Genomic DNA, 23,637 nt, shown 5'->3' with positions numbered 1-23,637 from the left:
TCAGGGCAGCGTCCAGAACTGAGTCGTCACGGCGTAGAAGACAACGACCCAGAACACGGTCACCGCGGCCACGACGCCGAGGCCGACGAAGTTGGTCTTCGCCGCCGGTTCGTCCGGGGACGGCCGCAGCCACCGCTTGAGCAGCGGGTTCACGTAGTAGGGCATCGTGAGGAAGCTCATGACGAAGCTCGACAGCAGGTTGCCCACAAGCAGCCCGAGCCAGAGCGGCATCTTCAGCGGCGACAGGACGAGCGTCAGCAGCACGACAGTCGGGTACAAGCCTACCCAGACCGCGATGGCGGTTTTGGTCTCCGAGGGCGGCGGCGCTTCCTTGCCGTTCTCCTTGAAGGCGAACCAGCTGCCGAACGAGTTGTCGATCGTGCGCAGTTTGAAGTCGCTGAACTTCTCGCCCTCAGCGAGGACTTCCTGCCGCTCGGGCGACGTCAGCCAGGCATCGAGATGCTCGGCGCTGTCGAATCGGTACAGCGTGGTCCATTCGTCCTGAAGTCCCTCGATCGGCCGGAAGAACTCGGTCCCGCGAAAGCCTTCGAAATTGCTCTCCTCCCGGCTCATGCGGCGCTGCCAATCGAGAAATTCGTCGACGTGGTCCGGGTGGACGCGGTGGGAGACCACAACGGTCACGAGCGGATCCGCCGGCTGCGTGCCACCGCTCACCACCTGCTGGGTAGCCGGACCGTCGAAGTATTTGCGGCCGACATCGAGAAACCTCTGCCTGGTTGCGCTGTTGATCCACGCCTGCAGATGGGCGATCGAGTCGAATCGGTATACGACAAGCCAGTCGGGCTGCAGAGGTGTCGGCGGTGAGATCTCGGCTCCGAGGTACCCGGGATAGTCGGCGGCAGCGGCGTTGAGCTCCTCCTGCCACGTTTCGTACTCCCGCTCCAGACCGGACAGAACCTTCTGGCCGATGATTGCCGTCGCAGAGGCTTCTTCGAGCTTTTCTGTGTTCATGTGCTCAAGCCCGTCGGCGCCGAATGGTATGCGTTGAGCCGGCTGTAAATCCGCTCCGGCGTCAGGGGCAGCTCACGGTAGCGGACGCCCGTGGCGTCATGGAGCGCATTGGCCAGCGCGGGAGCCACCGGGTTGATGCAGCATTCCGCCATCCCCTTCGACCGCATGGGCCCGACGGAATCCGACGAGTCCACCAGGAGAACGTCGGTGCGGGGGATGTCGGCGTAGGTGGGGATGCGGTAGTTGCGGAAGTTCGGGTTGACCATGCCGCCCTTCGCGTCGACATGGTAGTTCTCGGTCAGCGCGAAGCCGATTCCCTGGGCGACACCGCCTTCCACCTGTCCCCGGACCTGCGCGGGGTTGACGACTACGCCGGCGTCGGTCGCCTGAACGCTGTAAAGGACACGGATCTCACCCGTCACCGGGTGGACGGCGATCCGGAACCCCTGCGTGTTGAAGGTGACGCTTCGGGGCGAGCCGTAGGCCTTGCGGGCGGCGGTGAACCGGATTCCGCGCGCTCGGGCCAGCGCGACGAGCTCGGCCAACGACACGCGCTGCTCGCCGCAGACGACGCCCTCGTCGTCCATCGAGCACATCACCACGTGGACACCCGTGTGCGAGGCAGCGAATTCCAGGATGCGGTCACGCACAGCATTGGCCGCTCGAAGTACTGCGTTGCCCGCCACAAAGAGCCCCGCACTCGCAAAGGCGCCGGTGTCGAAACCCGTGCGGTCGGTGTCGGACTGCACCAGGCGAATCCGCGACGGCGTCGTGCCCAGCTGGTTGGCCGCGATCTGGACATGGGCGGTCGAGGTGCCCTCGCCGAATTCCGGTGTTCCGACGGCCACCTCGTACATGAGGTCGTCGCCAAGCGTGACCCAGGCCTCCGAGATGTGCTCGGTCGGGGGCGCGGTCTCGTGCAAGGAACTCGCGACGCCGGCCCCGACGAGCCACTCGGGGCCGGGGGACGGCTCACCGGCTGTACGGGCCAGGGCCTCGCCCACGAGATCGATGCACTTCGCGAGTCCTTCCTCGGTGAACGTCACGTCGTCGGGCCCGTCATGCATGGCGACGAGCGGATCACCCGGTCGCACGATGTTGCGTCGTCGCAGTTCGAGCGGATCGATGTGCAGTGCGAGTGCCAGTTCGTGCATTGCCGATTCCATGGCGAACGCCGGTTGCGTCATCCCATAACCGCGCAGTGCCCCGCTCGGAACGGTGTTCGTATAGACGGAGAACCCGTCGTACTTCTTGTTGGGGCAGCGGTAGGTCATGACCGCGGCGCCGCCCGCATACAGCGTTTCGCCGCCGTGGTTGCCGTAGGCCCCGGTGTTCGACACATTGCGGACCTGGATCGCCGTGAGCGTTCCGTCCGCCTTCGCGCCGAGCTTGACCGTCAATGCCATCGGATGCCGTGGCGACGCCGTGGTGAACTCCTCCTCGCGGGTGTACTCGAAGCAGACAGGCCGCCCGGTGTCCAGGGTGGCGAGCGCCACCAGATCCTCCGAGATCACTTCCTGTTTGCCGCCGAAGCCACCGCCGACGCGTTTGCAGAACACGCGGAGCTGGTCCGGGCGCAGCCCGAACAAGTACTCGAGCTTGACTTTCGCGATCGAAGGCGACTGCGAGCTGGTGCGGACGTTGAGACGACCGTCCTCCATCCAGGCAATCGAGCCGTGGGTCTCGAGATGCGCGTGTTGCACTCGGGGTGACGCGTACGTGCCTTCGTGGATCACGTCGGCTTCGGCGAACCCTGCGTCGATGTCGCCGATGTGCGAGTGGACCTCGAGCAGGATGTTGCGCACGGGATCGCGTATGAACGGATCGTGCGTACCGTGCAGTTGGGGCGCTCCCTCGGCCATCGCCTCTTCGGGGTCGAATACCGCCGGCATCGACTCGTATGCGACGACGACCCTTCGGCAGCCCTCCTCTGCCGCCCCCACCGTGTCGGCCAGGACCGCAACGACGCGTTGGCCGACGAAACGGACCGTATTGTCGAGGATGAAGGTGTCGTCCGGATCGACGAGATGGTCGGTGTGGATCGCCGTGGTGAAACGCTTGCGCGGCACATCTTCCCAGGTGTAGACGCGATGCACACCGGGCACCGCGAGTGCGGCGGTCTTGTCGATCGAGACGATCCGGGCATGCGCGTGTGGTGAGTGCAGCACTTTGAGGTGCAGCATGCCTTCGATATGGGTGTCCATCGTGAACTCGGCGCGACCGGTTACCACGTCGTTCGCTGCCGGCGCGCTGACGCTCGCCCCGACGGCCTTTCCCGGCGCGGCTGTCTCTACGCCGGCGACACCCTTCACGGCATCCTCGATCCCCCGATAGCCGGTGCAGCGGCAGAGGTTGCCCTTCAACGACCGTGGCAGGTCCTCTTTCTGGGCCTCGGTGAACGTCGCCGACGTCATGATCATCCCTGCGGTACAGAAACCGCATTGGAACCCCGGGGCGTCGCGGAACTGCCGCTGCATCGGATGCAGGTCGCCAGGTGATCCGAGGCCCTCGATCGTCGTCACCTCGCGGCCGTCCGCGCGGAAAGCGGGGGTGATGCAGCTGTGTACCGGAATGCCGTCCAGCCACACCGTGCACGCACCGCAATCGCCTGCGTCGCAACCCTTTTTGACGCCGTAGTGGCCGAGCGAGCGGAGGAAGGTGCGCAGGCACTGGCCGGGGTCTGGCTCTTCGTCGAAGATTGTGCCGTTCACGATGCAGGTCATGCCGGCCCCCCGGCCATGAGTTCGCGACGAATCTCTTCGGCGAAGTTCTTCGTCAGGTGGCGACGGTGGTCAGGAGTCCCGTTGGGATCGGCGAACCAGACGTCGGCGGGGATGACGTCGATGCTCTCCTGCAGAGTCCGGGCATCGGGCATGGTGTCGAAAGCGATGCGCACAGGCCGTGCGGTTCCGGCGGTGACGGTGAGCAGCAGGTCGCTCGTCCCCGGCGTCTGCGTACCGATGAGGAATACGGTCGAACGGCCGAGACGGGTCAGCGTGAAGCGGCGGTGCGCGGTGCGTTTGCGCAGGGCGCGCGCCGGAATATCGATGCGCCGCAGGACCTCTCCGGGAGCAAGAATATTCTGATGGTCTCCGGTCACGAAGTCGAGGGCATCGACGATACGCGCGGTCCCGTCAGGGGCCCACAGCTCGTACTTCGCCTCGAGTGCGACCGTCAGCGTGATCATTGGGCCGGCGGGCAGGGACATGCAGATGTTGCCGCCGACGGTCGCCGAGTTCCAGACTTTGAACGACGACAAGAACGCCTCGCAGCTTTTCGCGAAAAGCGGGCCCGCGATCCAATCACCCTGCAGCTCGAAGGCATACAGGTCGCGGATCGTGCATGTTGCGCCGATTTCGAGGCCCGCGTCGCTCGGGACAAGGGGATCCCAACGCAACGCCGTCAGGTCGATCAGGCGGCGCAGGCTCGGCTGTTCGGCGGAGAACAGCCACGTTCCGCCTGCGAGCCAGGCGTCACCTTCTCGCCAGTCCACGCCTGGCCGATCGGGCGGGCGCCGGACGACTTCGGTGATGGTGTTGAGGTCCATGGGAACTGATCTCCCTCACGAGGGCAATCGTGCGACGGACCGCCTACTGAACTCGATCAACCAGCACGTGGCATCTCTCGCGTTCCCTGGAAACAGGGCTTAGGACATACCTCTTGGAACGCGGGTATTCGGCTCGGTGCACTCGCCGGATGTCGACGGCTCACGACATGCGCTGGGAAGGCATCGGCTCGAGCAGCGAAAAGAAAATGTCGGCCGCTGCGGTCAACTGCTCGAGCTCGGGCCGGCGGGCGCATCAATTCCGTTCAAGGATATCGCGGAACGGGCCGGCCTCGCCAAGTCGGGACCCTCGGCGTGAAGGGCGCGGCTCGTCCGGCCGGAGGTGGCCGGCACCTCGCACGTGCATCAACGGGCACCCTCGCACGCGTGTCGATTCGAACATGGGTAGCATTTCGATCGGGCCGATACCTTCCCATCCGACCTGATCCGCCCGGAGCCCGGCCGGTGGGTGAGTCAGGAGAGGCCGGCCAGAGCGGTGCGGACCGCCGTCGGTCCGCGTCCGACGCCAACCCCGCGTGGTACAGGCGCAGTTCGGTCGCCCCCGACGCGGCCGCCCTCGCGGCGTCCGCCGCGAGGGTCGCCGGGCAGCCGCCCATCCCCGCGACGACGGTCAGGTTCGCCGCGAGCACGGCGCCGTCCGGCGCGTGGCGCGCGAACGGCTCCAGCAGGCCGGGGCCCTGGGCGCACGGCACCACCACACCGTCCGCCACCGACAGGACGTGCGCCGCGTCGACGCCCGCGTTGGCCCCGCAGTGGTGCGCCACCGGGTCCGCGTGGAGCAGGACCTGGAATCCGGGCTCCGCCGCCGCGCGCACCGCGGCGATCGCGGACTCCTGGAAGGTACGGGCCGTGTGCGTACGGAACTGAAGGGCGGGCGCGGCCAGTTCGGGGGGCGAGAAGGCGCTCGCCGGACGGCGCCGCACTTCGCCGGACCGGTTCGAGCGCCTGCCGCACGGCCCGGGCCAGTCGGTCCGGCGTGATCCCGCGGTCCGCGTAACCCTGTCGGCAGGACGGGCAGAAACAGAGCGACATGAGGTACTGCGCCGCGTCCCCGAGCCCCACCCCCGCGATCTTGTCGTGCGCGTGCAGGTGCGCGAGGCCGTACCAGCCGCAGGACTCCAGCTCGGTGCCGCGCGCGCCGGGCCGCGGCGCCTCGGCCGCGAGGGTGACGAGGTGGTCGCGCACGGCGGGTTGCGCGATGCAGGGCGCCCAGGGATAGCGGTCGCCGTAGGCGTTGACGACGGAGGTGTCAGGATGGTCCGCGCCCAGGCGGGACACACGCGGCCTCCTTAGCGTGTCCACCCATGTGAATGTCGCCCATGTGTCTGAGCGTTCGAGGAGAACCGCCCATGCCTGCTCCCCGTACCGTCCTGCTCACCGGCGCGGCCGGCGGCCTCGGCACGCTGATGCGCGGACTCCTGCCCGCCTACGGCTACGAACTGCGCCTCCTCGACATCGCGCCCGTCGAGGGAGAGCCGGACGCCGTCGTCGCCGATCTCGCCGACACCGAGGCACTGCGGGAGGCCGTACGGGGCGTCGACGCGGTCATCCACCTGGCGGGCATCTCGCTGGAGTCGTCGTTCGACAAGATCCTCAAGGCCAACATAGGGCACGTACAACCTCTACGAGGCAGCCCGCGAGGAGGGCGTGCGCCGGGTGGTCTTCGCCTCCAGCAACCACGCGGTCGGCTTCACCCCCCGCCCCCTCCAGGACGCGCCCGTCGGCCCGGAGGCGCTGATCCCGGTCGGGACACCCCACCGCCCCGACACCTTCTACGGCCTCTCCAAGTGCTTCGGCGAGGACCTCGCCCAGCTCTACTGGGACCAGCACGGCCTGGAGACCGTCTCCGTGCGCATCGGCTCCTGCTTCGAGGAGCCGACCTCCGTCCGGGCGCTGTCGGTGTGGATGAGCCCCGGCGACTGCGCCCGCCTCTTCCACGCCGCGCTGACCGCCGAGAACGTCGGCCACACGATCGTCTACGGCTCCTCGGCCAACACCCGCCTGTGGTGGGACCTGTCGACGGCCCGGGCGCTGGGCTACACACCGCAGGACGACTCGGAGGAGTACGCCGCCGAGCTGGTGGCCGAGCAGGGCGAACTGGACCCGGACAGGCGCGACCACGCCTTCCTCGGCGGCCACTTCGTGACCGACCCGCCGCCGTGGCCGCGCTGAAATCGGCGTGCGGTGCCGGGCCGGCGCCCGCCAGGATGTCGGTCATGGCCAAACCTTTCGGATTCGTCCACACCGAGCGTGCTGACGGCACCGTCGTGATCACCCACCGCGGCCGCACCGCCGGTACGCTGCGCGGTGACCGCGCCGCCGCGTTCCTCGCCGAGGTGACGGCCGGGGACGCCCAGCTGGTCATGGCCCGCTGGACGGGCGCGTACAGGTTCGGCAACGAGCGGGCCGCGCGCAACCACCCCCGTAACCGGTGACGACGGTAAGGGAACGGTAAAGCGGCCTCGCTCGTTACCCCTGGCATGACAGCTATGACCCCCGGCTCGAACATCCCTCTGGCCACCGCCCGTGTGGCGGTGGACGTCGCCGCCCCGGTGCGGCTCGACGTATCGGGCCTGCTGCTCACCGCCGACGGCAAGGTGCGCTCCGACGACGACTTCATCTTCTACAACCAGCCGCAGGGCCCCGGCGTCACCTACCGCTCCGGCGGGGGCACCGCCCCGGACGCGATCGTCGTGGACACCGGGGCCGTCCCGCCCGGCATCGAGAAGATCGTCGTGACGGCCAGCCCGGACGCCGCGGGCCAGACCTTCCAGGGCATCGAGCCGACCGCGACCATCCGCAACGCGGACGACGGCAGCGCGCTCGCCACTTTCACGCCGCCGCAGCTGGGTGCCGAGACCGCGCTGGTGGTCGTCGAGATCTACCTGCGCAACGGCGCCTGGAAGGCCCGCGCGGTCGGCCAGGGCTATGCGAACGGCCTGGCCGGCATCGCCACCGACTTCGGCGTCTCGGTCGACGAGGAGCCCGCGGCCGCCCCGGCCCCCGCGCCGATGCCCGCTCCGGCTCCGGCCCCCGCCGCGCCTCCCACGCCCGCCCCCGCGGCTCCCGACCCGCGCATCGCCGCCGCCGCACCGCCGCCGCCGGCAGCGCCGCCCGCCCCCGCCGCACCGGCCGCCACCGGGAAGATCAACCTCGACAAGGGCCGCGTCAGCCTGCAGAAGAACCAGACCGTCTCCCTGGTCAAGGGCGGTCGCCCGCTGCTCTCGCAGGTCAAGATGGGCCTCGGCTGGGAGCCCGCGTTCCGCGGCAAGGACATCGATCTCGACGCCTCGGTCATCGCCTACGGCCCCAGCCGCAACCACCTGGACAGCTGCTACTTCGGCAAGCTGTCCATCCTGGGCGGCTCCATCAAGCACTCCGGCGACAATCTGACCGGCGAGGGCGCGGGCGACGACGAGGTCATCGTCGTCGACCTCGGCCGGCTGCCCGCCGACGCGACCGGCCTTGTCTTCACGGTGAACTCCTTCTCCGGGCAGAAGTTCACCGAGGTCGCCAAGGCTTACTGCCGCCTGATCGACGCCGCCACCGGGGAGGAGCTGGTCCGCTTCGACCTCACGAGCGCCGAGCCGCAGACCGGCGTGATGATGGCCAAGCTGATCAAGCAGTTCTCCGGGGAGTGGGAGATGACCGCGATGGGCGACTTCGTGAAGTCCCGCACGGTGCGCGGCATGGTCAAGCCGGCGGCACAGGCTCTGTGACGCCACGCACCACCGGGGACGTCCTCGCGGCGTCCCCGGCGGCCGCTCACCTCCAGGGCCAGTCGGCCGACATCCCCTGCTCGATGAGGGGCACCATCCGGAAGGCGGCATCGGTCAGTCCGCCGAAGGTGTGCCGGTTGGCGCCGCCCGAGGGACCGTGGCCCACCTGGTAGCCCGCCAGGTTCCAGGTGTAGACGGGGACGCGGGCGGGGACCTGGCCGGTGGGATCGCCGCGGTGGTGGTACGCGGCCTGCTCGTCGGTGACGATCAGTACCCGGTCGTGGCTCCGGTAGTGCGCCCGCACGGCTGCGGTGGTGTTGGTGCCGCCGAGCATGCCGAAACGCTCCAGCACCTTCAGCACCGATTCCCCCTTCGTGTGCGCCACCGGGCTGTGGCCCGTGCCGAACTGGACGAGGTCCGCCTCCTCGGCGCGCATCGCGACGGCCGTGCCGAAGATCGCCGCCGCGTCGGCGCGGTTGAGCTCCGAGCGGTCGGACAGCGGCGACCACATCGACCCCGAGCGGTCCACGAGCACCAGCGTCCGCCCCGGCAGCGCGGGCACGTTCGCCAGCGAGTGTCCGAGGGCCACCTCCAACGGGTACGCCCAGCGGAGCGACGGGGCGTGCTGGTACGCGGCGAGGTAGCGGAAGGGGAACTGCCGTGACGCGGCGACCGCTTCCGGGTCCGAGATCCGCGCCGCGACCTGTGCGGCTGCCTCGTCCGAGACACCCGCCTCGTCGAAGTTCCGGAGGTTGCGGACCAGTGCCATCGGCCCCATGGAGGGGATGACGGCCTCCCAGGCCGCCGCGTCCATCGGTCCCTGGAGCCAGCCCGCCAGCGCCTCCCACGTCATGCCTGCCGCGGCCAGGCGCTCGGCACCGCCGGGCGCGACGACGGCGGCCCGCCGCTCCCCCACGGGCAGCTCCATCAGCTCCCGGTGCGCCGTGAGCACCCGCAGTGAGGCGGGCGGCTCGGCGCGGTCGGCGTGGTGCCTGCGGTCGAGCGCGTACCGGAACAGGTCGCCCTGCCAGGGCTTCGCGGGATCCGGCGAGGCGTGCACCAGATTGAGCACGTCGCCGAAGCGGTACCCCTTGCTCGCGGTGTCGTACTTGAGCAGCGACCGGGCTCCGTACAGCCGCCGCACGGCGTCCGCGACACCGCGCTTGACGGGCTTGGGCACGGTGCGGCCGTACCGCGTCGTCCAGTACGCGAGCAGTTCCCCGGGCTCGTCGGCGCGCTGCAGCACGGAGTCGACGACCCGGCGGTTGTACCCGCCCCGGGTGGCGCCCGCCGCGAGTCGCGCGTGCACGAACTCGGCGGCGCCCACGATCGACGCGGTCCGCATGTGGGCGCGGCTGCGCAGCCAGCCGAGCAGCTCGGCGGTCCACTGCGGGTCCTCGACGGCGAGCCTGCGCACGAGCGCGGCGAACCGGTCGTCTCGGTCGCCGGCCGCCTCGTAAAAGGTCCGCTGGCCCACGAAGTCGGCCAGCGCGAGCAGATAGAGCTCGGAGTGCGGGTCCCGCTGGAAGCCGGCGGCTCCCTCGTACGTGCGAAGGACGGGAAACGTAGCCGGGGCGGGCGGACTGGAGCGCACGTGCGAATGCGGTGCGGGTTCCTCGTCCAGATAGAGAACGCGGCCGCCGGGGCCGACGTAGGAGTACGGTGCGGCCTCGGTGCGGGCCGCGGCGCTGTTGAAGCGAGTGATGGGAAATCCCCCCGAATTTCCTTCGGATACACACCGGGCGCACGGGAAACGGGCGCCTCACGAAACTGCGCCTCCCGAGATCCCAGGTGGCAGCGGCGTCTTTTGTCAGAGGAAGTAGCCGCGGCCGGCGCACCGGGAGGTGCAGCTCGTGGTGGTGACTCTAGAAAACGCGATGCCGGGCGCGCCACGTATTTTCCGGCGGCCGGCGGGGGCGGTCAGTGCCGGTCCGGCTGCCGCTTCCAGGGGCCGGTGACGGCGAACATGATGCCGGGGGTCTGGATGCTCGCGTACAGGGTGCGGCCGTCGGGCGAGAAGACGACACCGGCGAACTCGCTGTAGTCCGGGTCCTCCTCGGTGCCCACGTTCAGTTCGTTGCGCGCGATCGGGTACGTGCGGCCGCTGTCCGTGGCGCCGAACAGGTGCTGCACGCCCTCGCCGTCCTCGGCGATGATCAGGCCGCCGTACGGGGACACCGTGATGTTGTCCGGACCGTCGAAGGCGCCGTCCTGCGACCGGTCGGGGTTCACACCGAGCAGCACCTTCAGGGTCAGCGTCCGCCGGCGCGGGTTGTAGAACCAGATCTGGCCGTCGTGCTGGGCGGGGCTCTCCTCGCGGGCGTACGAGGAGACCACGTAGACGCCGCCGTCGCCCCACCACATGCCTTCGAGCTTGCGGCCCCGGGTGATCTCGCCGTCCGTGAACTGCTTGCGCACGGAGACGGTCCGGGCGTCACGGTCGGGGATCTCGGCCCAGTCCACGCCGTAGACCGTGCCGATCTTCGTGGCGCGGGACAGGTCGTCCACGAACCGCCCGCCCGAGTCGAAGCACTTGGCGGCCTGGAGCACGCCCGCGTCGTCGGCGAGGGTGCGCAGCCGCCCGCGTCCGTGCTCGAAGCCGTGCGGCGGAACCCAGCGGTAGAGCAGGCCGTTGGGGCCCGAGGCGTCCTCGGTGAGGTACAGGTGGGCGCGCTGGGGGTCGACGACGACGGCCTCGTGGGCGAAGCGGCCGAGCGCCTTGACGGGCTCGGGCGCGCGGTTGGCGCGACGGTCGTAGGGGTCGACCTCGAAGACGTAGCCGTGGTCCTTGGTCATGCCGTTCTGGCCGGCGCGGTCCTCGGTCTCCTCGCAGGTGAGCCAGGTGCCCCAGGGCGTCGTACCGCCGGCGCAGTTCTGCGCGGTGCCGGAGACGCCGACCCACTGAGCGACCTCGCCTCCGCGGTGGCTCTCGACGACCGTGCAGCCGCCCGGTGCGGCCGGGTCGTAGACGAGGCCCTCGGCGAGCGGAACGGGGTGCGCGATCCTGCTGCGGTCGCCCCTGAGCTCGTGGTTCACGACGAGCAGGGTCGACCCGCGGGGCCCCTCGAACGTCGCCGTCCCGTCGTGCTTGCCGGGCGTGAACTCGCCGGACTCCAGGCGCGTGACGCCGGTGCGGGTGAGGATCCGGTACGAGAATCCCGCGGGCAGCGAGAGGATGCCGTCGGGGTCGGGCACCAGGGGGCCGTAGCCGGGCTCCCGGTCGAGCTCCTCGCCCGCGTCCGCGAGCGCTCCGGGCGCGGTGGCGAGCGCCCCGACGGCTCCGGCGAGGGCGACGCCTGCGGAGTGTCTGGTGAATTCCCTGCGGCTGAGCGGCATGAAGGTCTCCTGGGTGGCCACGCATCGATCGGACGTGCGCCACGATGACGCGCGCGCCTGAACACGTCCTGAACGCCACCCGACACCGGGCCCTGCCGCCCCGGACACCCGGCCGCAGCGTTGCGCCGGGGGTGCTTCCCCCACCCCGCCCCTTCCCGGAACCGGGGCTGCGCCCCAGACCCCTGCGGCACGCGGACCCCACTCCCGGACGCGGCACCTCCGCGCCTGGAGCGCTTCCTCCACCCGGCCCCGCTCCCCAACCTGGGGGCCACGCCCCGGACTTCCTGCGGTCAGGGGCTCATGGGCGTTGCCGCCCCCCTGCCCTGGGGGCGGCGGCTTCTCGTCCCTTCCCCAACCTGGGGTTGCGCCCCGGGTCCTGCCGGACGGAAGACGCACGTGGGGCCGACCCGCCCACACCCCCGGCTGCGGCAACGCCGCGCCACGGAGCTTCTCCCCTCCGGCCTCCTCCCGGAACCGGGGCTCGGCCCCCGCCTCTGCGGGGCCGGGCAGGACATGGGACTGCCGCCCCGGCTGCGGCCGCTTCGCGCCGCGGCGTTTCCGGCACCCCGCCCCCCACCTGGGGAATTACGCCCCAGCAGGGGCGGGCGCTCATGGCGGCTGCCGCCCCCACCCCCCGGCCGCGGCAGCTTGGCGCCGCGTGCCCCGAGACGGGCCGTGGCCACCGCCCCCGCGGGGAACACCGGCTTCCACCATCGGCTCCACAGGCGGGAGCGGGGGACCGCAACGTCCGGTAGCCGGACGGCACCCCCAAGGGCCGGGAGACCCCGGGTGTCAGTGGGACGAGCGGGACTTGAAGGCCGCCTTGCGGGCATCCTTCGCCACCCGCTTGTCCCCGTGCAGCCTGCCCATCGCCTCCAGCACGTCCGCCGTCCGCGGATGCTCCACCCGCCACGCCGCGTCGAAGAACCCGCTGTGCTGACCGACCAGGCCCTCCACCAGGCCCTGGAGTTCCTCGACCTCGCCGTCCGCGTCGAGCTGCGCCGCGATGGTGTCGATCGCCAGCCAGAAGATCATCGACTCCGGCGGCGGCGGCACGTCGGACGCGCCGCGCTCCGCGAGCCACACCCGGGCCAGGCCGCCGAGTTCGGCGTCGTCGAGGACCGCGCGGACCTCCGGTTCGGCGTGCGGGCCGACCAGCGTGAGGGCCTGCTGGCAGTGGAGACGGCGCAGCGGCGCCCCGCCGTCGGCACCGCGGGCCGCGGCGAGCAGGTCGCGGGCGGCGGCGGCCGGTGCGCGCCGGGCCAGCCACTGCTCGGTCTCGGCGCGCGCGGCAGGCTCGGGGAAGTGCGTCAGCCGGTCGAGCAGGACCTCCGCGCCCTTGTCCGCGAGTTCCCCCACGGCGGGTGCGTCGACGCCCGCCTCCAGCATCCGGGCCCGGATGCCGTACAGGCCGAGCGGGGTGAGCCTGACCATCCCGTACCGGGAGACGTCCTCGTCGTCGGCCGGGGTCTGGATCGCCGCGTCCTCGGTCTCCTCCGCCATCAGCGCCTCGTCGACCGGCCGGTACTCGACAAGCCCGATGGGCTCCAGCAGACGGAACTGGTCGTCGAGGCGCATCATCGCCTCGGAGACCTGCTCCAGCACGTCGTCCGTCGGTTCCCCCATGTCCTCGGGCACGATCATCGACGCCGCGAGCACGGGCAGCGGGACCGGATGGTCACCGGCGCCGCCGTCGGAGACGGTCAGCAGGTACAGGTTGCCGAGGACGCCTTCCAGGAAGTCGGCCTCCGCCTCCGGGTCCCAGCCGAGCGCCTCGAAGTCGACTCCGCCGTCTGTCCCGACGACGTCGGCGATGTCGTCGAAGAAGGGCGCGCTCGCGTCCGCGAGGACGACGTCCAGGGCGTCCAGCCACAGGCCGAGCACGTCCTGCGGCGAACCCCCGGTGACCAGCGCCAGGTTGGCCCCGGCGCCCGCGCCGCCCGCGACATCGTCATCGGCGTCGTCGCCGCCGGTCACGTCACCGGCACCGGCACCGGCACCGGCACCGGCAACATCGTCGGCAACGTCGTCGGCGTCCTCGACCTCGACGAGCCCGGTGTCGACGGCCACGCGCCACGCCTCGCTCGCGTACGCGGCCCCTTCCTCGTCCCCGGCGAGGCCCAACACCGCTGCGGCGTCGGGAAGTTGCTCGTCGACGAGTTCGCCACCGGCGCCGACCCGCGTCCCCGGGCCCGCCCAACGGGCGAGCCTGACGGCCCGCGCGAGCAGCGGGGCGCCGAGCGCGGCCCGAGCCAGCTCCGCGTCCGGGTGCAGCCGGACCGGCGGAAGGGTGGGGCGGTCTTCGGGCATGGGCTGGTTCTCCTCCGCGGCGTACGGGATCCGGGGCAGGCTCACGGGCCCCCGGACGTAAGGGACCCGGACGCAGGGGGACCCGGGCGGTGCCAGCGTAGACGCATTCGAGGAGGTTTCGCGGCGCACCGGGAAGAGGCCACCTCCAAGGGTGCCTGTGGGGCACATGGTGTGACTGGGACGCCCTCAGCCGTGGAAAGCCGTCACGCTGCCGTGTTCACCCACGCGTCCACCCCCGTACATCCGGCGACTCTTGACAACTGCCCTGTCGAGCCAAGAGATTGACGCGCGTAGAACACGCAGGACCCCGCCGGCGCCGCCGGCACCCCTCATCCCTCACACCTCCGGAGAAACCCCGATGCCTTCCTCCGTCGTACCGAGAACGCCCGCCGTCGCCGCTGTCGTCGTCGCCGCGCTGGCCGCCGGGCTGCTCGCCGGTTCCACCGGCGCCACCGCGGCCGAGACCGCCCAGGTACGGATCCACGACATCCAGGGCACCACCCGGACGTCCCCGCTCGTGGGGCGCCAGGTCACCGATGTGCCGGGCATCGTCACGGGCGTTCGGACGTACGGCTCCCGGGGCTTCTGGTTCCAGGACCCGCAGGCCGACGACGACGACGCCACCAGCGAGGGCGTCTTCGTCTACACCGGTTCCGTCCCGACCGTCGCCGTCGGCGACCAGGTGCTGGTCTCCGGCACGGTCGGCGAGTACGTACCGGGCGGCACCAACTCGGGCAACCAGTCGCTGACGCAGATAGCCAGGCCGGCCGTCACGGTGGTCTCGCGGGGCAACGAACTCCCCGCGCCCGTCACGGTCTCGGCCTGGTCCGTCCCCGGCGCGTACGCCCCCGAGGGCGACCCGGCGGCCGGCAACAGCATCAACGCCCTTCCCCTGCGGCCGCGTACGTACGCCCTGGACTACTACGAGTCGCTGGAGGGCGCCAACGTCCGCATCGGCACGTCCCGCGTGGTCGGCGCCACCGACCCGTACGCGGAGCTGTGGGTGACGGTCAAGCCGTACGAGAACGACAACCGCCGCGGCGGCACGGTCTACGGCTCGTACACCTCGCAGAACACCGGGCGCCTGCAGATCCAGTCGCTGACGCCTCTCGCCGAGAAGCCGTTCCCCAAGGCGAACGTCGGTGACGTGCTCGCTGGCACGACCGAGGGCCCGCTGGACTTCAACCAGTTCGGCGGCTACACCCTGACCGCCCGCACCCTGGGCACGGTGACGGACCGCGGCCTCGAGCGCGAGAGCACGCGCCCGCAGCGGAACGGCGAACTGGCGGTGGCCACGTACAACGTGGAGAACCTGGACCCGTCGGACCCGCAGGCCAAGTTCGACGCGCTGGCGAAGGCCGTCGTCGAGAACCTCTCGTCGCCCGACATCCTCGCGCTGGAGGAGATCCAGGACGACAACGGCGCGAAGAACGACGGCACGGTCGCGGCCGGCCAGACGCTGAAGAAGTTCACGGACGCGATCGTCGCGGCCGGCGGTCCGGCGTACGCGTGGCGGTCCGTGGACCCGCTGAACAACAAGGACGGCGGCGAGCCCGGCGGCAACATCCGTCAGGTCTTCCTGTTCAACCCCGACCGGGTCTCCTTCACCGACCGCGCGGGCGGCGACGCCACGACGGCGACCGGTGTCGTGCGCGAGCGCGGCCGGGCGGCCCTGACGCTCTCGCCCGGACGCATCGACCCGGCGAACTCCGCCTGGGAGAACAGCCGCAAGCCGCTGGCCGGCGAGTTCACCTTCCGCGGCCGCACGGTCTTCGTGATCGCCAACCACTTCGGCTCCAAGGGCGGCGACGAGGGCCTGACCTCGCACCACCAGCCGCCGAATCGTTCTTCCGAGGCCAAGCGCCTCCTCCAGGCGCAGTCGGTCAACGCCTTCGTCAAGGACATCCTCAAGGCCGACCGCAGGGCCGACGTCGTGGTCCTCGGCGACATCAACGACTTCGAGTTCTCGGCGACGACGAAGGCACTGACGGACGACGGAGCCCTGTATCCGGCCATCACGTCCCTGCCGCGCTCGGAGCGCTACTCCTACGTCTTCCAGGGCAACAGCCAGGTCCTCGACCAGATCCTGACGAGCCCGTCGATCGACGACTTCTCGTACGACAGCGTGCACATCAACGCGGAGTTCGCGGAGCAGAACAGCGACCACGACCCGCAGGTGCTGCGCTTCCGCCCGTAAGGAGCAGCCGCCGGTGTGCGGGCCCCGCGGCCCGCGCACCGGCCCGGCGCCGCTGTGACCTGGCGATCCGGGGACCTCTCAGCGCTGCTTCACTTTCACGCGAAGCAGATGTAACTGGAGCTTTACCGGCCCTGCGGCCACACTGCGGACATGTCATCTTCTCGCCCTTTCGGCCGCGCCCTGTGCGCCATGGTCACGCCCTTCACCGACGACGGCGCCCTGGATCTCGACGGCGCACGGAAGCTCGCCGCCCGGCTGGTCGACGACGGCTGCGACGGACTGGTGCTCTCCGGCACCACCGGTGAGTCCCCCACGACGTCCGACGCCGAGAAGGCGGCCCTGGTGCGGGCGGTGGCCGAGGAGGTCGGCGACCGGGCCGCGATCGTGGCGGGCGTCGGCACCGCGGACACCCGCCACACCGTGGCACTGGCGCGCGAGGCCGAGCAGGCGGGCGCCGACGGGCTGCTCGTGACCGCCCCGTACTACAGCCGCCCGCCCCAGCCGGCGATCGAGGCGCACCTCCGCCGGGTGGCCGACGCCGTCGGTGCTCCGCTGATGCTGTACGACATCCCCGGCCGCACGGGCGTGCGCATCGAGCCGGAGACGATGCTGCGGCTGGCGGACCACCCCCGCGTCGCGGCGGTGAAGGACTGCGCGTACGACCTGCTGGGCAGCACCAAGGTCATCGCCGGCAGCGGGCTCGCGTACTACTCGGGCTGCGAGGAGATGAACCTGCCGCTGTACGCGGTGGGCGGCGCCGGATTCGTCTCGACGGTGGCCAACGTCGCCGCGCCCCATATGCGCGCGGTCCTCGACGCCTACGACGCCGGGGACACCGCTCGGGCCGCCCGGCTCAACCAACTCGCCCTGCCGCTCTCGGAGTCGATGATGGCGTCGGGGCTGCCGGGCACCGTGACCGCCAAGGCGCTGCTCGGCGCGCTCGGCCGGCCGGCCGGACCGGTCCGTGAACCGCTGCAGCCCGCCGGCCGCGAGGCGACCGACGGCCTGCTGGAGGCGTACCGGCGACTGGAGCGCGCGGCCGGTCAGCCGCCGGTGTAGACGCCGCCGAGCACGGCGACGTGTTCGAGCACGTCCTCGAGCGGATCGTCGATCTGCCCTGTCGAGACCAGCGTGACGCTGTGCCCGTTGTGCGAGTCGACGTGCGTCTCGTCGGCGTGTGCGACGCCGTGCGGCATCGCCGCGAACAGCGCGCACACGCCGAGAGCGCTCAGCCTGGTCTTCATGTCGGTTCCTCGCCTCACCTGTGGGAGCGGGGTCGTGCGACTCCGCATGCGACCTGCTTATCCGTCCGCCCGCGGCGGGGGTTACGCAGAGTCACACGATGGAAGCGAGGAACCGCGGAGATCAGTTGTGGCTGTGGAGCACCTCGTTGAGGCCGCCCCAGACCGCGTTGTTCGGGCGGGCCTCGACGGTGCCGGTGACCGAGTTGCGGCGGAAGAGGATGTTCGACGCGCCGGACAGTTCCCGGGCCTTGACGATCTGGCCGTCGGGCATCGTGACGCGGGTGCCGGCCGTGACGTACAGGCCGGCCTCGACGACGCACTCGTCGCCGAGCGCGATGCCGACACCCGCCTCGGCGCCGATCAGGCAGCGCTCACCGAGGGAGATGATGACGTTGCCGCCACCGGACAGGGTGCCCATGGTGGAGGCGCCGCCGCCGATGTCGGAACCGTCGCCGATGACGACGCCCGCGGAGATACGGCCCTCGACCATCGAGGTGCCGAGGGTGCCGGCGTTGAAGTTGACGAAGCCCTCGTGCATGACGGTGGTGCCCTCGGCGAGGTGCGCACCGAGCCGGACACGGTCGGCGTCGGCGATCCGCACGCCCTTGGGAGCCACATAGTCGGTCATCCGCGGGAACTTGTCGATCGAGGTCACCTGCAGGTGCAGCCCCTCGGCGCGGGCGTTGAGGCGCACGGTCTCGATCTGGTCCACCGCGACGGGGCCGAGGCTGGTCCAGGCGACGTTCGCGAGCAGCCCGAAGAGGCCCTCCAGGCTCAGACCGTGCGGCTTGACCAGCCGGTGGGAGAGCAGGTGGAGGCGCAGGTACGCGTCGTGGGCGTCCAGCGGCTTGTCGTCGAGCGAGGCGATGACCGTGCGAACGGCGACGACCTCGACCCCGCGGCGGGCGTCCGGGCCGATGGCCCGCGCGGCGCCGTCGCCGAGGAGCTCCACGGCACGCTCGGCGGTCAGCCGCTCGGTGCCGGCGGGGCCGGGCTCGGCGGTGAGCTCGGGGGCGGGGTACCAGGTGTCGAGGACGACGCCCTCGGCGGTGACGGTGGCGAGGCCTGCGGCCACGGCACCGGTGGTGCGCTGAGCAGTGGTGCTGTCGGACGAGTCAGTCATGACAGGAAACCTAACCGGCCGGGGCCCGCGTCGGCGAACCGGTCTCAGGTGCCGGGCGTCCGCGTCGCGCCGGACGGCACGGGGAAGAGGGGGGACAGGGCGCTCGGGGGCGGAGTCTGTCACTCCGACGGCCCCGGCTACCTTGTTCGTCCGGACGGGCGCCGCGGCGGCCCGCCGTCATCTGACATGGGGGGACTTCAATGGCTTACGGAAACACGCCTCATCCGGGGGGCAACACGCCTTATCCGGGGCCGCCCGCGTGGGGCGCCTGGGCACCGCCGCCGCCCAAGCCGGGGGTGATACCACTCGGACCGCTCGGCCTCGGCGAGATCCTCGGCGGGGCGTTCGCCACGATCGGCCGGCACTGGAAGCAGCTGCTCGGCTTCGCGCTCGCCGTCTACGGCGTGGCTCTTGTGGTGTTCGGCGGGGCGCTCGCGCTCGCCTATCTGTCGATGAAGGAGGAGCTGCACCGGCTGCTGGACTGGTCCGGGGAGAGCGCGCCGGGCAGTGACCAGATCATGCCGCTGGTGGCGACCTTCGCGGGCGTGTACGTCTTCGGCATCGTCGCGCTGCTGGTGGCGAACGCCGTCGTCTACGCCTCCTGCCCCGCGGTCCTGCAGGACGCGGTGCTCGGGCGCCCGTCGGGCATCGGAGTCATCTGGGGCCGGGTGCGGCCGCGTGTGGGGGCGGTGCTCGGCACCGTCGTGATCACCGCGCTGATCGCCGCGGTCCCGCTGGTGCTGATGACCCTGGCCTTCATCGGCATGGTCGTGACGATGATCGCGCTGGCCGTCGACGGCTCGGGCGAGTGGGGCTGGCTGATCCTGGTCGGCTTCCTCGGCATGCTGGCGACCGGGCCCGTGGCGATCTGGCTGTGGGTGCGGTTCAGCTTCGCGCCGGCCGTCGCCGTCTTCGAGGGGCAGGGCACCATCGGCGCGATGGCGCGCTCGGCACAGCTGGTGCGGGGCGCGTGGTGGCGGGTGTTCGGCATCTCGCTGCTGGCCTTCGTGATGGCGGCCGCGGCGAGCTACCTCATCCAGCTGGTGTTCCAGCTGCTGAGTCTGATCCCCACCGGACCCGCTTCCCTGGAGGACGAGGCGGCCAGCGGAGGTGTGGCCGTCACGATCGTGCTCACGACGATGGTGTTCGGACTGCTGACCACGCTGGTGGGCCAGATCCTCACCTCGGCCTTCCCGCAGCTGGTCGTCGCTCTGCTCTACGTCGACCAGCGCATCCGCAAGGAGAATCTGGCGCCCTCGCTCGCCGAGGCGGCCGGGCTGCCGCCGCAGCAGCCGCCGGCCGCGTACGGGGCCTGAGACGCCGGAGCCCCGCGGCCCGGGAGCCGGGCCGCGGGGCTCCGCGCGGCGTGCGCGCTCACAGGAACTGCATGCCGTATCCCGTGCACGTGGGCCGGAAGTCGACGGGCCCGTCGGCCAGGGCGTTCATGGTCATCTGGAGCGTCGGGTCGTCGTCGAACAGCCCCATGTGGCCGGCCCTGTCGTCGGGGCACATGTCCTGCAGGACGATGTTGTTCACGTTCTTGCCGGTCAGGGCCTGGGTGGCGTACGGGGTGACGACCTTCTCGTACCTGGTCATGATGACGGTGTACTCGGGTCCGTCCGGCACCCGGTCCCCGTCGGCCCACATCTCCCGGGTGTAGTCGCTGGTGCGGGTCTGCTCGACGACGCCGGGGAACCGTGCCGTGTTCGACAGGCCGGTGCCGAAGCCCATGAGCTTCAGCTTCTCGCCGAGGTCCACGATGCCGTTGAGGTCGGTGCCGTGGGAGCTGGGGGCCCAGCCGACATAGTCGTCGACCTTCTTCGCGCCGCCCATCTTCTTCATCCACCACATCGGCACGCTGCCGCCGAGCGAGTGGCCGACGATGTCCACTTTCCCGGCACCGGTCGCCTGTTGGACCCGCGTCACGAAGGCGTCCAGCTGCGCGGCCGAGTCGCGGTTGGAGCCGAGCCCGCCGACGCGCTGGAAGGACAGCGGGGTGAAGCCGTAGTTCATGGCGTAGACGCAGTAGCCGTCGTTCTTCAGGCGCGGGGCGGCCTTCACGAAGTTGGCGCCGATGTTGAAGAAGGTGCCCGGCAGGAGGATCACCGGGTCGGGATGCTGGGCGCTGGGCCTGCACGACCAGTCGTTGGCGCCCGGCACGGCCCCCGGGGAGACCGCGTAGTTCCACAGCGCCTGCGGGACGCCGCCCTCGCGCAGCGGTTTCTCCTCGGCCGCCTGCGCCGGGGCGGCGGCGCAGGTGACGACGGCGGCCGCGGACACGGCGGCTGCGGCCAGTGCGGTGCGCAGGCGACGGGCGGACCACTCGATCCCTGACATCGGTTGCTCCTGTGGGGGTCGATCAGCCCGTCCCGGGGCTGATGTCGGCGGAGTCGTACGGGGCACGGGGATGCCCCGGAGCAGCCTGCCGCGAGTTCGCCGCACTCGGTCCCGGGCGGCGTCCAAACAATCCGCCGAGGGCTTGTGAGCTGTCACAACACCCTCCCGGGGTACTCACCCCTCGCCCGCGCGTCGGCATTGACACCCCGCGTGTCCTGCGGCGACCTTATTACCGGCAAGTAAGGTCAGCAGCGTCGATGAGGTCGCCACCGTGGACAGTGATGGGTACGTGACCATGGACCGTGAGGGGTACGTGCCGCTCGCCTTCGGCGGGGTTCCGGTGCACCAGCGCCTGGCCGGGTCGGTGGACGAGCTGGCCGCCCGTGTCCTCGCACGACTCGTCGACCATGTGCCCGTCTACGGCACCCTGCCGGCCGAGCAGTTGCGCAGTGAGACGCAGCGGGTCATCGGCCAGGGCATACGCGCCTTCATCGGCGTCCTGCGCACCGGCGAACTGCCGGACGAGACACAGTTGCAGGTCCTGCGGCAGTCCGCCGCCAAGCGGGCCGAGGAGGGCGTTCCGGTGGAGGCGGTGATCAGCGCCTACCACGTGGGGGCGCAGGAGTGCCTGGAACGGATGTCGGCGCACGCGACGCCCGAGGACCTGTCGCAGGTGAGGACCGCGAACCAGCTGGTGCTGCGGTTCCTGGAACGGATGACGGCCAACGTGGTGGCGGGTTACTTCGCGGAGCGCCAGGCGGCCGCGGGCGAGGAGCAGTCGGCCCGGCAGGCGATGCTCACGGCGCTCGTCGACGGGGAGGACGTGCCGGCGACGGCCGCCCGCTGGGGCATCGGGCTCCCCGCCTGCTATCTGGTCCTGGCCATGGCCATCGGCACCCACCCCGACGAGCGGGCCCCGGGGGTCAGTCCCGTGATCGCCAGGCAGCGGAAGCTGCGGCGGCTGCGGGTGGAGCTGGAACGGCACGCCGAGGGCCAGGTGCTGTCGGCCCTCACCGGCGACAGCGGGCTCGCGCTCATCCCGTACGACACGGACGCCGCGCTGCTGGCCGGCCGGGACTGGAACCGGTTGGCCACCGTGGTGTCGCACATGAGCCGCGTGGCCGGGGTCGACATCGTGGCCGGCGCGGCGGCGGCCGCCCCGGAGGGCGTGGGGGCGGCGGTCCGGCTGGCGGAGGAGGTGCGGCGGGTGGCGGTGTCGGCGGGCCGGGAGCCGGGCGTCCACCGGCTCGGGGACGTGCTGCTGGAGTACCAGCTGATGCAGCCGGGCCCGGCCCGCGACGCCCTGGCCGAGCTGATGCGCCCGCTCGCCGACCGCCCCGAACTGCTCGGCACGCTGCGCGCGTTCCTGGACAGCGGACTCAGCCGCCAGCTGACCGCCGAGCGGCTGCGCGTGCACCCGAACACGGTGGACTACCGGCTGCGCCGCGCGGCGGAGGCGACCGGGCTGGACGCCACGTCGGGTGCCGACGTCATGCGGGTGCGCGCGGCGCTGAGCGCCCACGACGCGCTGGGCGCCCGGCCGGGAGCGGCGGACGGCGCCGCGGACGGCGGCACCGAGGCGCGATGACGTGATGCCCGGGCTTCAGTCGAGCAGGGTCTTCTTCGGCCGCAGCACGCAGAACTCGTTGCCCTCGGGGTCGGTGAGGATCACCCATGTGACGTCGTCCCCCTGCCCGACGTCCGCACGCCGCGCCCCGAGCGCGATGATCCTCTCGACCTCGGCGGCCTGGTCGTCGGGGGTGAGGTCGATGTGCAGCCGGTTCTTGACGGTCTTGGTCTCGGGCACGGTGAGGAACACGATGCCCGGCAGCGCGCTCGGACCGGCCCCGATGACGATCTCCTCGGGATCCTCGTAGACGATCTGCCAGTCGAGGACCCGCGTCCAGAACCGGGCGAGCGCGGCGGCGTCATGACAGTCGATCGCGATCTGGTACAGAGAAACGGCCATGCCCGCCAGTCTGCCTGGCAGGCATGGCCGTTCCCGGGAGATCGCCCGGATCAGACGTTGAAGCCGAGCGCCCGCAGCTGCTCGCGGCCGTCGTCCGTGATCTTGTCCGGACCCCACGGCGGCATCCAGACCCAGTTGATCTTCAGCTCGCTGACGATGCCGTCCGTCGCGGCCTTCGCCTGGTCCTCGATGACGTCCGTCAGCGGACAGGCCGCCGACGTCAGCGTCATGTCGAGGGTCGCGACATTGGAGTCGTCGATGTGGATGCCGTAGATCAGGCCCAGATTGACGACGTCGATGCCCAGCTCGGGGTCGACGACGTCGTACAGCGCCTCGCGGATCTCTTCCTCGGAGGCAGGCTTCAGCGCCGCCCCAGCGTTCTCGGTCATGCCGTCTTCCTCTCGGCGTCGGTGCCGTCGCCCAGCGCCTGGGCGGTCGCGTCCTTCCACGCCATCCAGCTCAGCAGCGCGCACTTCACGCGAGCCGGGTACTTGGAGACACCGGCGAACGCGACCGCGTCCTCCAGCACCTCCTCCATCGCGTCGTCCGGCTCGATCTGGCCCTTGGACTGCATCAGTTCCAGGAAGGTGGCCTGGATCTTCTGCGCCTCGGCGAGCTCCTTGCCGACGAGGAGCTCGTTCAGCACGGAGGCGGAGGCCTGACTGATGGAACAGCCCTGGCCCTCGTACGACACGTCCGCGATGCGCGACCCGTCGTACTTCACCCGCAGCGTGATCTCGTCACCGCAGGTGGGGTTGACGTGGTGCACCTCGGCGTCACCGTCCCGCAAGCCCCGGCCGTGCGGGTGCTTGTAGTGGTCCAGGATGACGTCCTGGTACATCGAATCCAGCTTCACGACCAACCC

At 70.9% G+C, this 23,637-nt stretch carries 18 protein-coding genes and 2 pseudogenes; 7 read left to right on the top strand and 13 right to left on the bottom strand.

Going from position 1 to position 23,637, the window contains the following annotated elements; genetic code table 11:
- The 4 genes and pseudogenes from HW130_RS08845 to HW130_RS35770 all read right to left on the bottom strand — a co-directional run.
- Complete coding sequence (locus HW130_RS08845) at positions 1 to 972, bottom strand: antibiotic biosynthesis monooxygenase (RefSeq protein WP_177148880.1); 972 nt, start codon at positions 970 to 972, stop codon at positions 1 to 3.
- On the bottom strand, positions 969 to 3,695 hold the full coding sequence (locus tag HW130_RS08840) for a molybdopterin-dependent oxidoreductase (protein WP_177148879.1): 2,727 nt from the start codon (positions 3,693 to 3,695) through the stop codon (positions 969 to 971). The genes HW130_RS08845 and HW130_RS08840 overlap by 4 nt, the downstream gene beginning before the upstream one ends.
- On the bottom strand, positions 3,692 to 4,519 hold the full coding sequence (locus HW130_RS08835; protein WP_177148878.1) for an FAD binding domain-containing protein: 828 nt from the start codon (positions 4,517 to 4,519) through the stop codon (positions 3,692 to 3,694). The genes HW130_RS08840 and HW130_RS08835 overlap by 4 nt, the downstream gene beginning before the upstream one ends.
- A gap of 509 nt (positions 4,520 to 5,028) precedes the next feature.
- Positions 5,029 to 5,812, bottom strand: a pseudogene (locus tag HW130_RS35770) (hypothetical protein); the annotation flags it as partial.
- Positions 5,813 to 5,886: 74 nt separating this feature from the next.
- Here HW130_RS35770 and HW130_RS08825 point away from each other — a divergent pair.
- The 3 genes and pseudogenes from HW130_RS08825 (at position 5,887) to HW130_RS08815 (ending at position 8,256) form a co-directional block, all read left to right on the top strand.
- A pseudogene (locus HW130_RS08825) lies at positions 5,887 to 6,709 on the top strand (NAD-dependent epimerase/dehydratase family protein).
- Positions 6,710 to 6,753: 44 nt separating this feature from the next.
- A complete protein-coding gene (locus HW130_RS08820; protein WP_177148876.1) occupies positions 6,754 to 6,972 on the top strand; it encodes a hypothetical protein in 219 nt (72 codons plus the stop codon).
- A 45-nt stretch (positions 6,973 to 7,017) separates the two neighbouring features.
- The gene (locus HW130_RS08815; RefSeq protein ID WP_177148875.1) at positions 7,018 to 8,256 is read left to right on the top strand and encodes a TerD family protein; all 1,239 of its coding nucleotides are present in this window, start codon (positions 7,018 to 7,020) and stop codon (positions 8,254 to 8,256) included.
- Between the two features lie 46 nt (positions 8,257 to 8,302).
- Here HW130_RS08815 and HW130_RS08810 read toward each other — a convergent pair whose 3' ends face one another.
- From HW130_RS08810 to HW130_RS08800, 3 genes are all read right to left on the bottom strand, one after another.
- On the bottom strand, positions 8,303 to 9,850 hold the full coding sequence (locus HW130_RS08810; protein WP_309140369.1) for a TROVE domain-containing protein: 1,548 nt from the start codon (positions 9,848 to 9,850) through the stop codon (positions 8,303 to 8,305).
- A gap of 326 nt (positions 9,851 to 10,176) precedes the next feature.
- Positions 10,177 to 11,592: an alkaline phosphatase PhoX gene (locus HW130_RS08805; protein WP_177148923.1), complete on the bottom strand. Its 1,416-nt coding sequence runs from the start codon at positions 11,590 to 11,592 to the stop codon at positions 10,177 to 10,179.
- 792 nt (positions 11,593 to 12,384) lie between these two features.
- The gene (locus HW130_RS08800; RefSeq protein WP_177148874.1) at positions 12,385 to 13,902 is read right to left on the bottom strand and encodes a hypothetical protein; all 1,518 of its coding nucleotides are present in this window, start codon (positions 13,900 to 13,902) and stop codon (positions 12,385 to 12,387) included.
- Positions 13,903 to 14,260: 358 nt separating this feature from the next.
- Between HW130_RS08800 and HW130_RS08795 the strand changes: the two genes are divergently transcribed.
- A complete protein-coding gene (locus tag HW130_RS08795; RefSeq protein ID WP_177148873.1) occupies positions 14,261 to 16,099 on the top strand; it encodes an endonuclease/exonuclease/phosphatase family protein in 1,839 nt (612 codons plus the stop codon).
- 150 nt (positions 16,100 to 16,249) lie between these two features.
- Entirely contained in the window at positions 16,250 to 17,158 is a 909-nt protein-coding gene (dapA, locus tag HW130_RS08790) for a 4-hydroxy-tetrahydrodipicolinate synthase (RefSeq protein WP_177148872.1), read from the top strand.
- Here the strand turns inward: dapA and HW130_RS08785 are convergent.
- Positions 17,143 to 17,343 carry a hypothetical protein gene (locus tag HW130_RS08785; protein ID WP_177148871.1) on the bottom strand — a complete coding sequence of 67 codons (201 nt, stop codon included), beginning with the start codon at positions 17,341 to 17,343 and terminating at the stop codon, positions 17,143 to 17,145. The genes dapA and HW130_RS08785 overlap by 16 nt on opposite strands.
- 121 nt (positions 17,344 to 17,464) lie before the next feature.
- Entirely contained in the window at positions 17,465 to 18,466 is a 1,002-nt protein-coding gene (dapD, locus tag HW130_RS08780) for a 2,3,4,5-tetrahydropyridine-2,6-dicarboxylate N-succinyltransferase (protein WP_177148870.1), read from the bottom strand.
- A gap of 296 nt (positions 18,467 to 18,762) precedes the next feature.
- Between dapD and HW130_RS08775 the strand changes: the two genes are divergently transcribed.
- Positions 18,763 to 19,782: a hypothetical protein gene (locus HW130_RS08775; protein ID WP_309140368.1), complete on the top strand. Its 1,020-nt coding sequence runs from the start codon at positions 18,763 to 18,765 to the stop codon at positions 19,780 to 19,782.
- Positions 19,783 to 19,840: 58 nt separating this feature from the next.
- Here HW130_RS08775 and HW130_RS08770 read toward each other — a convergent pair whose 3' ends face one another.
- Positions 19,841 to 20,803, bottom strand: coding sequence for a triacylglycerol lipase (locus HW130_RS08770; protein WP_177148868.1), 963 nt, complete (start codon positions 20,801 to 20,803; stop codon positions 19,841 to 19,843).
- A gap of 271 nt (positions 20,804 to 21,074) precedes the next feature.
- Between HW130_RS08770 and HW130_RS08765 the strand changes: the two genes are divergently transcribed.
- The gene (locus HW130_RS08765; RefSeq protein WP_309140367.1) at positions 21,075 to 22,391 is read left to right on the top strand and encodes a helix-turn-helix domain-containing protein; all 1,317 of its coding nucleotides are present in this window, start codon (positions 21,075 to 21,077) and stop codon (positions 22,389 to 22,391) included.
- Between the two features lie 15 nt (positions 22,392 to 22,406).
- On the opposite strand, the gene HW130_RS08760 is transcribed toward HW130_RS08765, so the two are convergent.
- From HW130_RS08760 to sufU, 3 genes are read right to left on the bottom strand one after another with little or no spacing between them, the layout of a single operon-like run.
- Complete coding sequence (locus tag HW130_RS08760) at positions 22,407 to 22,772, bottom strand: VOC family protein (protein WP_177148867.1); 366 nt, start codon at positions 22,770 to 22,772, stop codon at positions 22,407 to 22,409.
- Positions 22,773 to 22,822: 50 nt separating this feature from the next.
- Positions 22,823 to 23,161: a metal-sulfur cluster assembly factor gene (locus HW130_RS08755; RefSeq protein ID WP_177148866.1), complete on the bottom strand. Its 339-nt coding sequence runs from the start codon at positions 23,159 to 23,161 to the stop codon at positions 22,823 to 22,825.
- Positions 23,158 to 23,628 (bottom strand): Fe-S cluster assembly sulfur transfer protein SufU, encoded by a 471-nt coding sequence (gene sufU / locus HW130_RS08750; RefSeq protein WP_177148865.1) that lies wholly within the window; start codon positions 23,626 to 23,628, stop codon positions 23,158 to 23,160. Before sufU ends, HW130_RS08755 begins: the two co-directional genes overlap by 4 nt.
- Between the last annotated feature and the right edge of the window lie 9 nt (positions 23,629 to 23,637).

The sequence above is a fragment of the Streptomyces sp. PKU-EA00015 genome (genome assembly GCF_013387495.1).
In the GTDB taxonomy this organism is placed as follows: domain Bacteria; phylum Actinomycetota; class Actinomycetes; order Streptomycetales; family Streptomycetaceae; genus Streptomyces.
The sequence above is the reverse complement of the archived record's forward strand: the minus strand, read 5'-3'. Positions and strand labels throughout refer to the sequence as shown.

What these genes read in the sequence shown, in the direction of transcription:
- HW130_RS08845 (WP_177148880.1), bottom strand. Translation starts at nt 972, where the DNA reads ATGAACACAGAAAAGCTCGAAGAAGCCTCTGCGACGGCAATCATCGGC.
- HW130_RS08840 (WP_177148879.1), bottom strand. Translation starts at nt 3,695, where the DNA reads ATGACCTGCATCGTGAACGGCACAATCTTCGACGAAGAGCCAGACCCC.
- HW130_RS08835 (WP_177148878.1), bottom strand. Translation starts at nt 4,519, where the DNA reads ATGGACCTCAACACCATCACCGAAGTCGTCCGGCGCCCGCCCGATCGG.
- HW130_RS08820 (WP_177148876.1), top strand. Translation starts at nt 6,754, where the DNA reads ATGGCCAAACCTTTCGGATTCGTCCACACCGAGCGTGCTGACGGCACC.
- HW130_RS08815 (WP_177148875.1), top strand. Translation starts at nt 7,018, where the DNA reads ATGACAGCTATGACCCCCGGCTCGAACATCCCTCTGGCCACCGCCCGT.
- HW130_RS08805 (WP_177148923.1), bottom strand. Translation starts at nt 11,592, where the DNA reads ATGCCGCTCAGCCGCAGGGAATTCACCAGACACTCCGCAGGCGTCGCC.
- HW130_RS08800 (WP_177148874.1), bottom strand. Translation starts at nt 13,902, where the DNA reads ATGCCCGAAGACCGCCCCACCCTTCCGCCGGTCCGGCTGCACCCGGAC.
- HW130_RS08795 (WP_177148873.1), top strand. Translation starts at nt 14,261, where the DNA reads ATGCCTTCCTCCGTCGTACCGAGAACGCCCGCCGTCGCCGCTGTCGTC.
- dapA (WP_177148872.1), top strand. Translation starts at nt 16,250, where the DNA reads ATGTCATCTTCTCGCCCTTTCGGCCGCGCCCTGTGCGCCATGGTCACG.
- HW130_RS08785 (WP_177148871.1), bottom strand. Translation starts at nt 17,343, where the DNA reads ATGAAGACCAGGCTGAGCGCTCTCGGCGTGTGCGCGCTGTTCGCGGCG.
- dapD (WP_177148870.1), bottom strand. Translation starts at nt 18,466, where the DNA reads ATGACTGACTCGTCCGACAGCACCACTGCTCAGCGCACCACCGGTGCC.
- HW130_RS08770 (WP_177148868.1), bottom strand. Translation starts at nt 20,803, where the DNA reads ATGTCAGGGATCGAGTGGTCCGCCCGTCGCCTGCGCACCGCACTGGCC.
- HW130_RS08760 (WP_177148867.1), bottom strand. Translation starts at nt 22,772, where the DNA reads ATGGCCGTTTCTCTGTACCAGATCGCGATCGACTGTCATGACGCCGCC.
- HW130_RS08755 (WP_177148866.1), bottom strand. Translation starts at nt 23,161, where the DNA reads ATGACCGAGAACGCTGGGGCGGCGCTGAAGCCTGCCTCCGAGGAAGAG.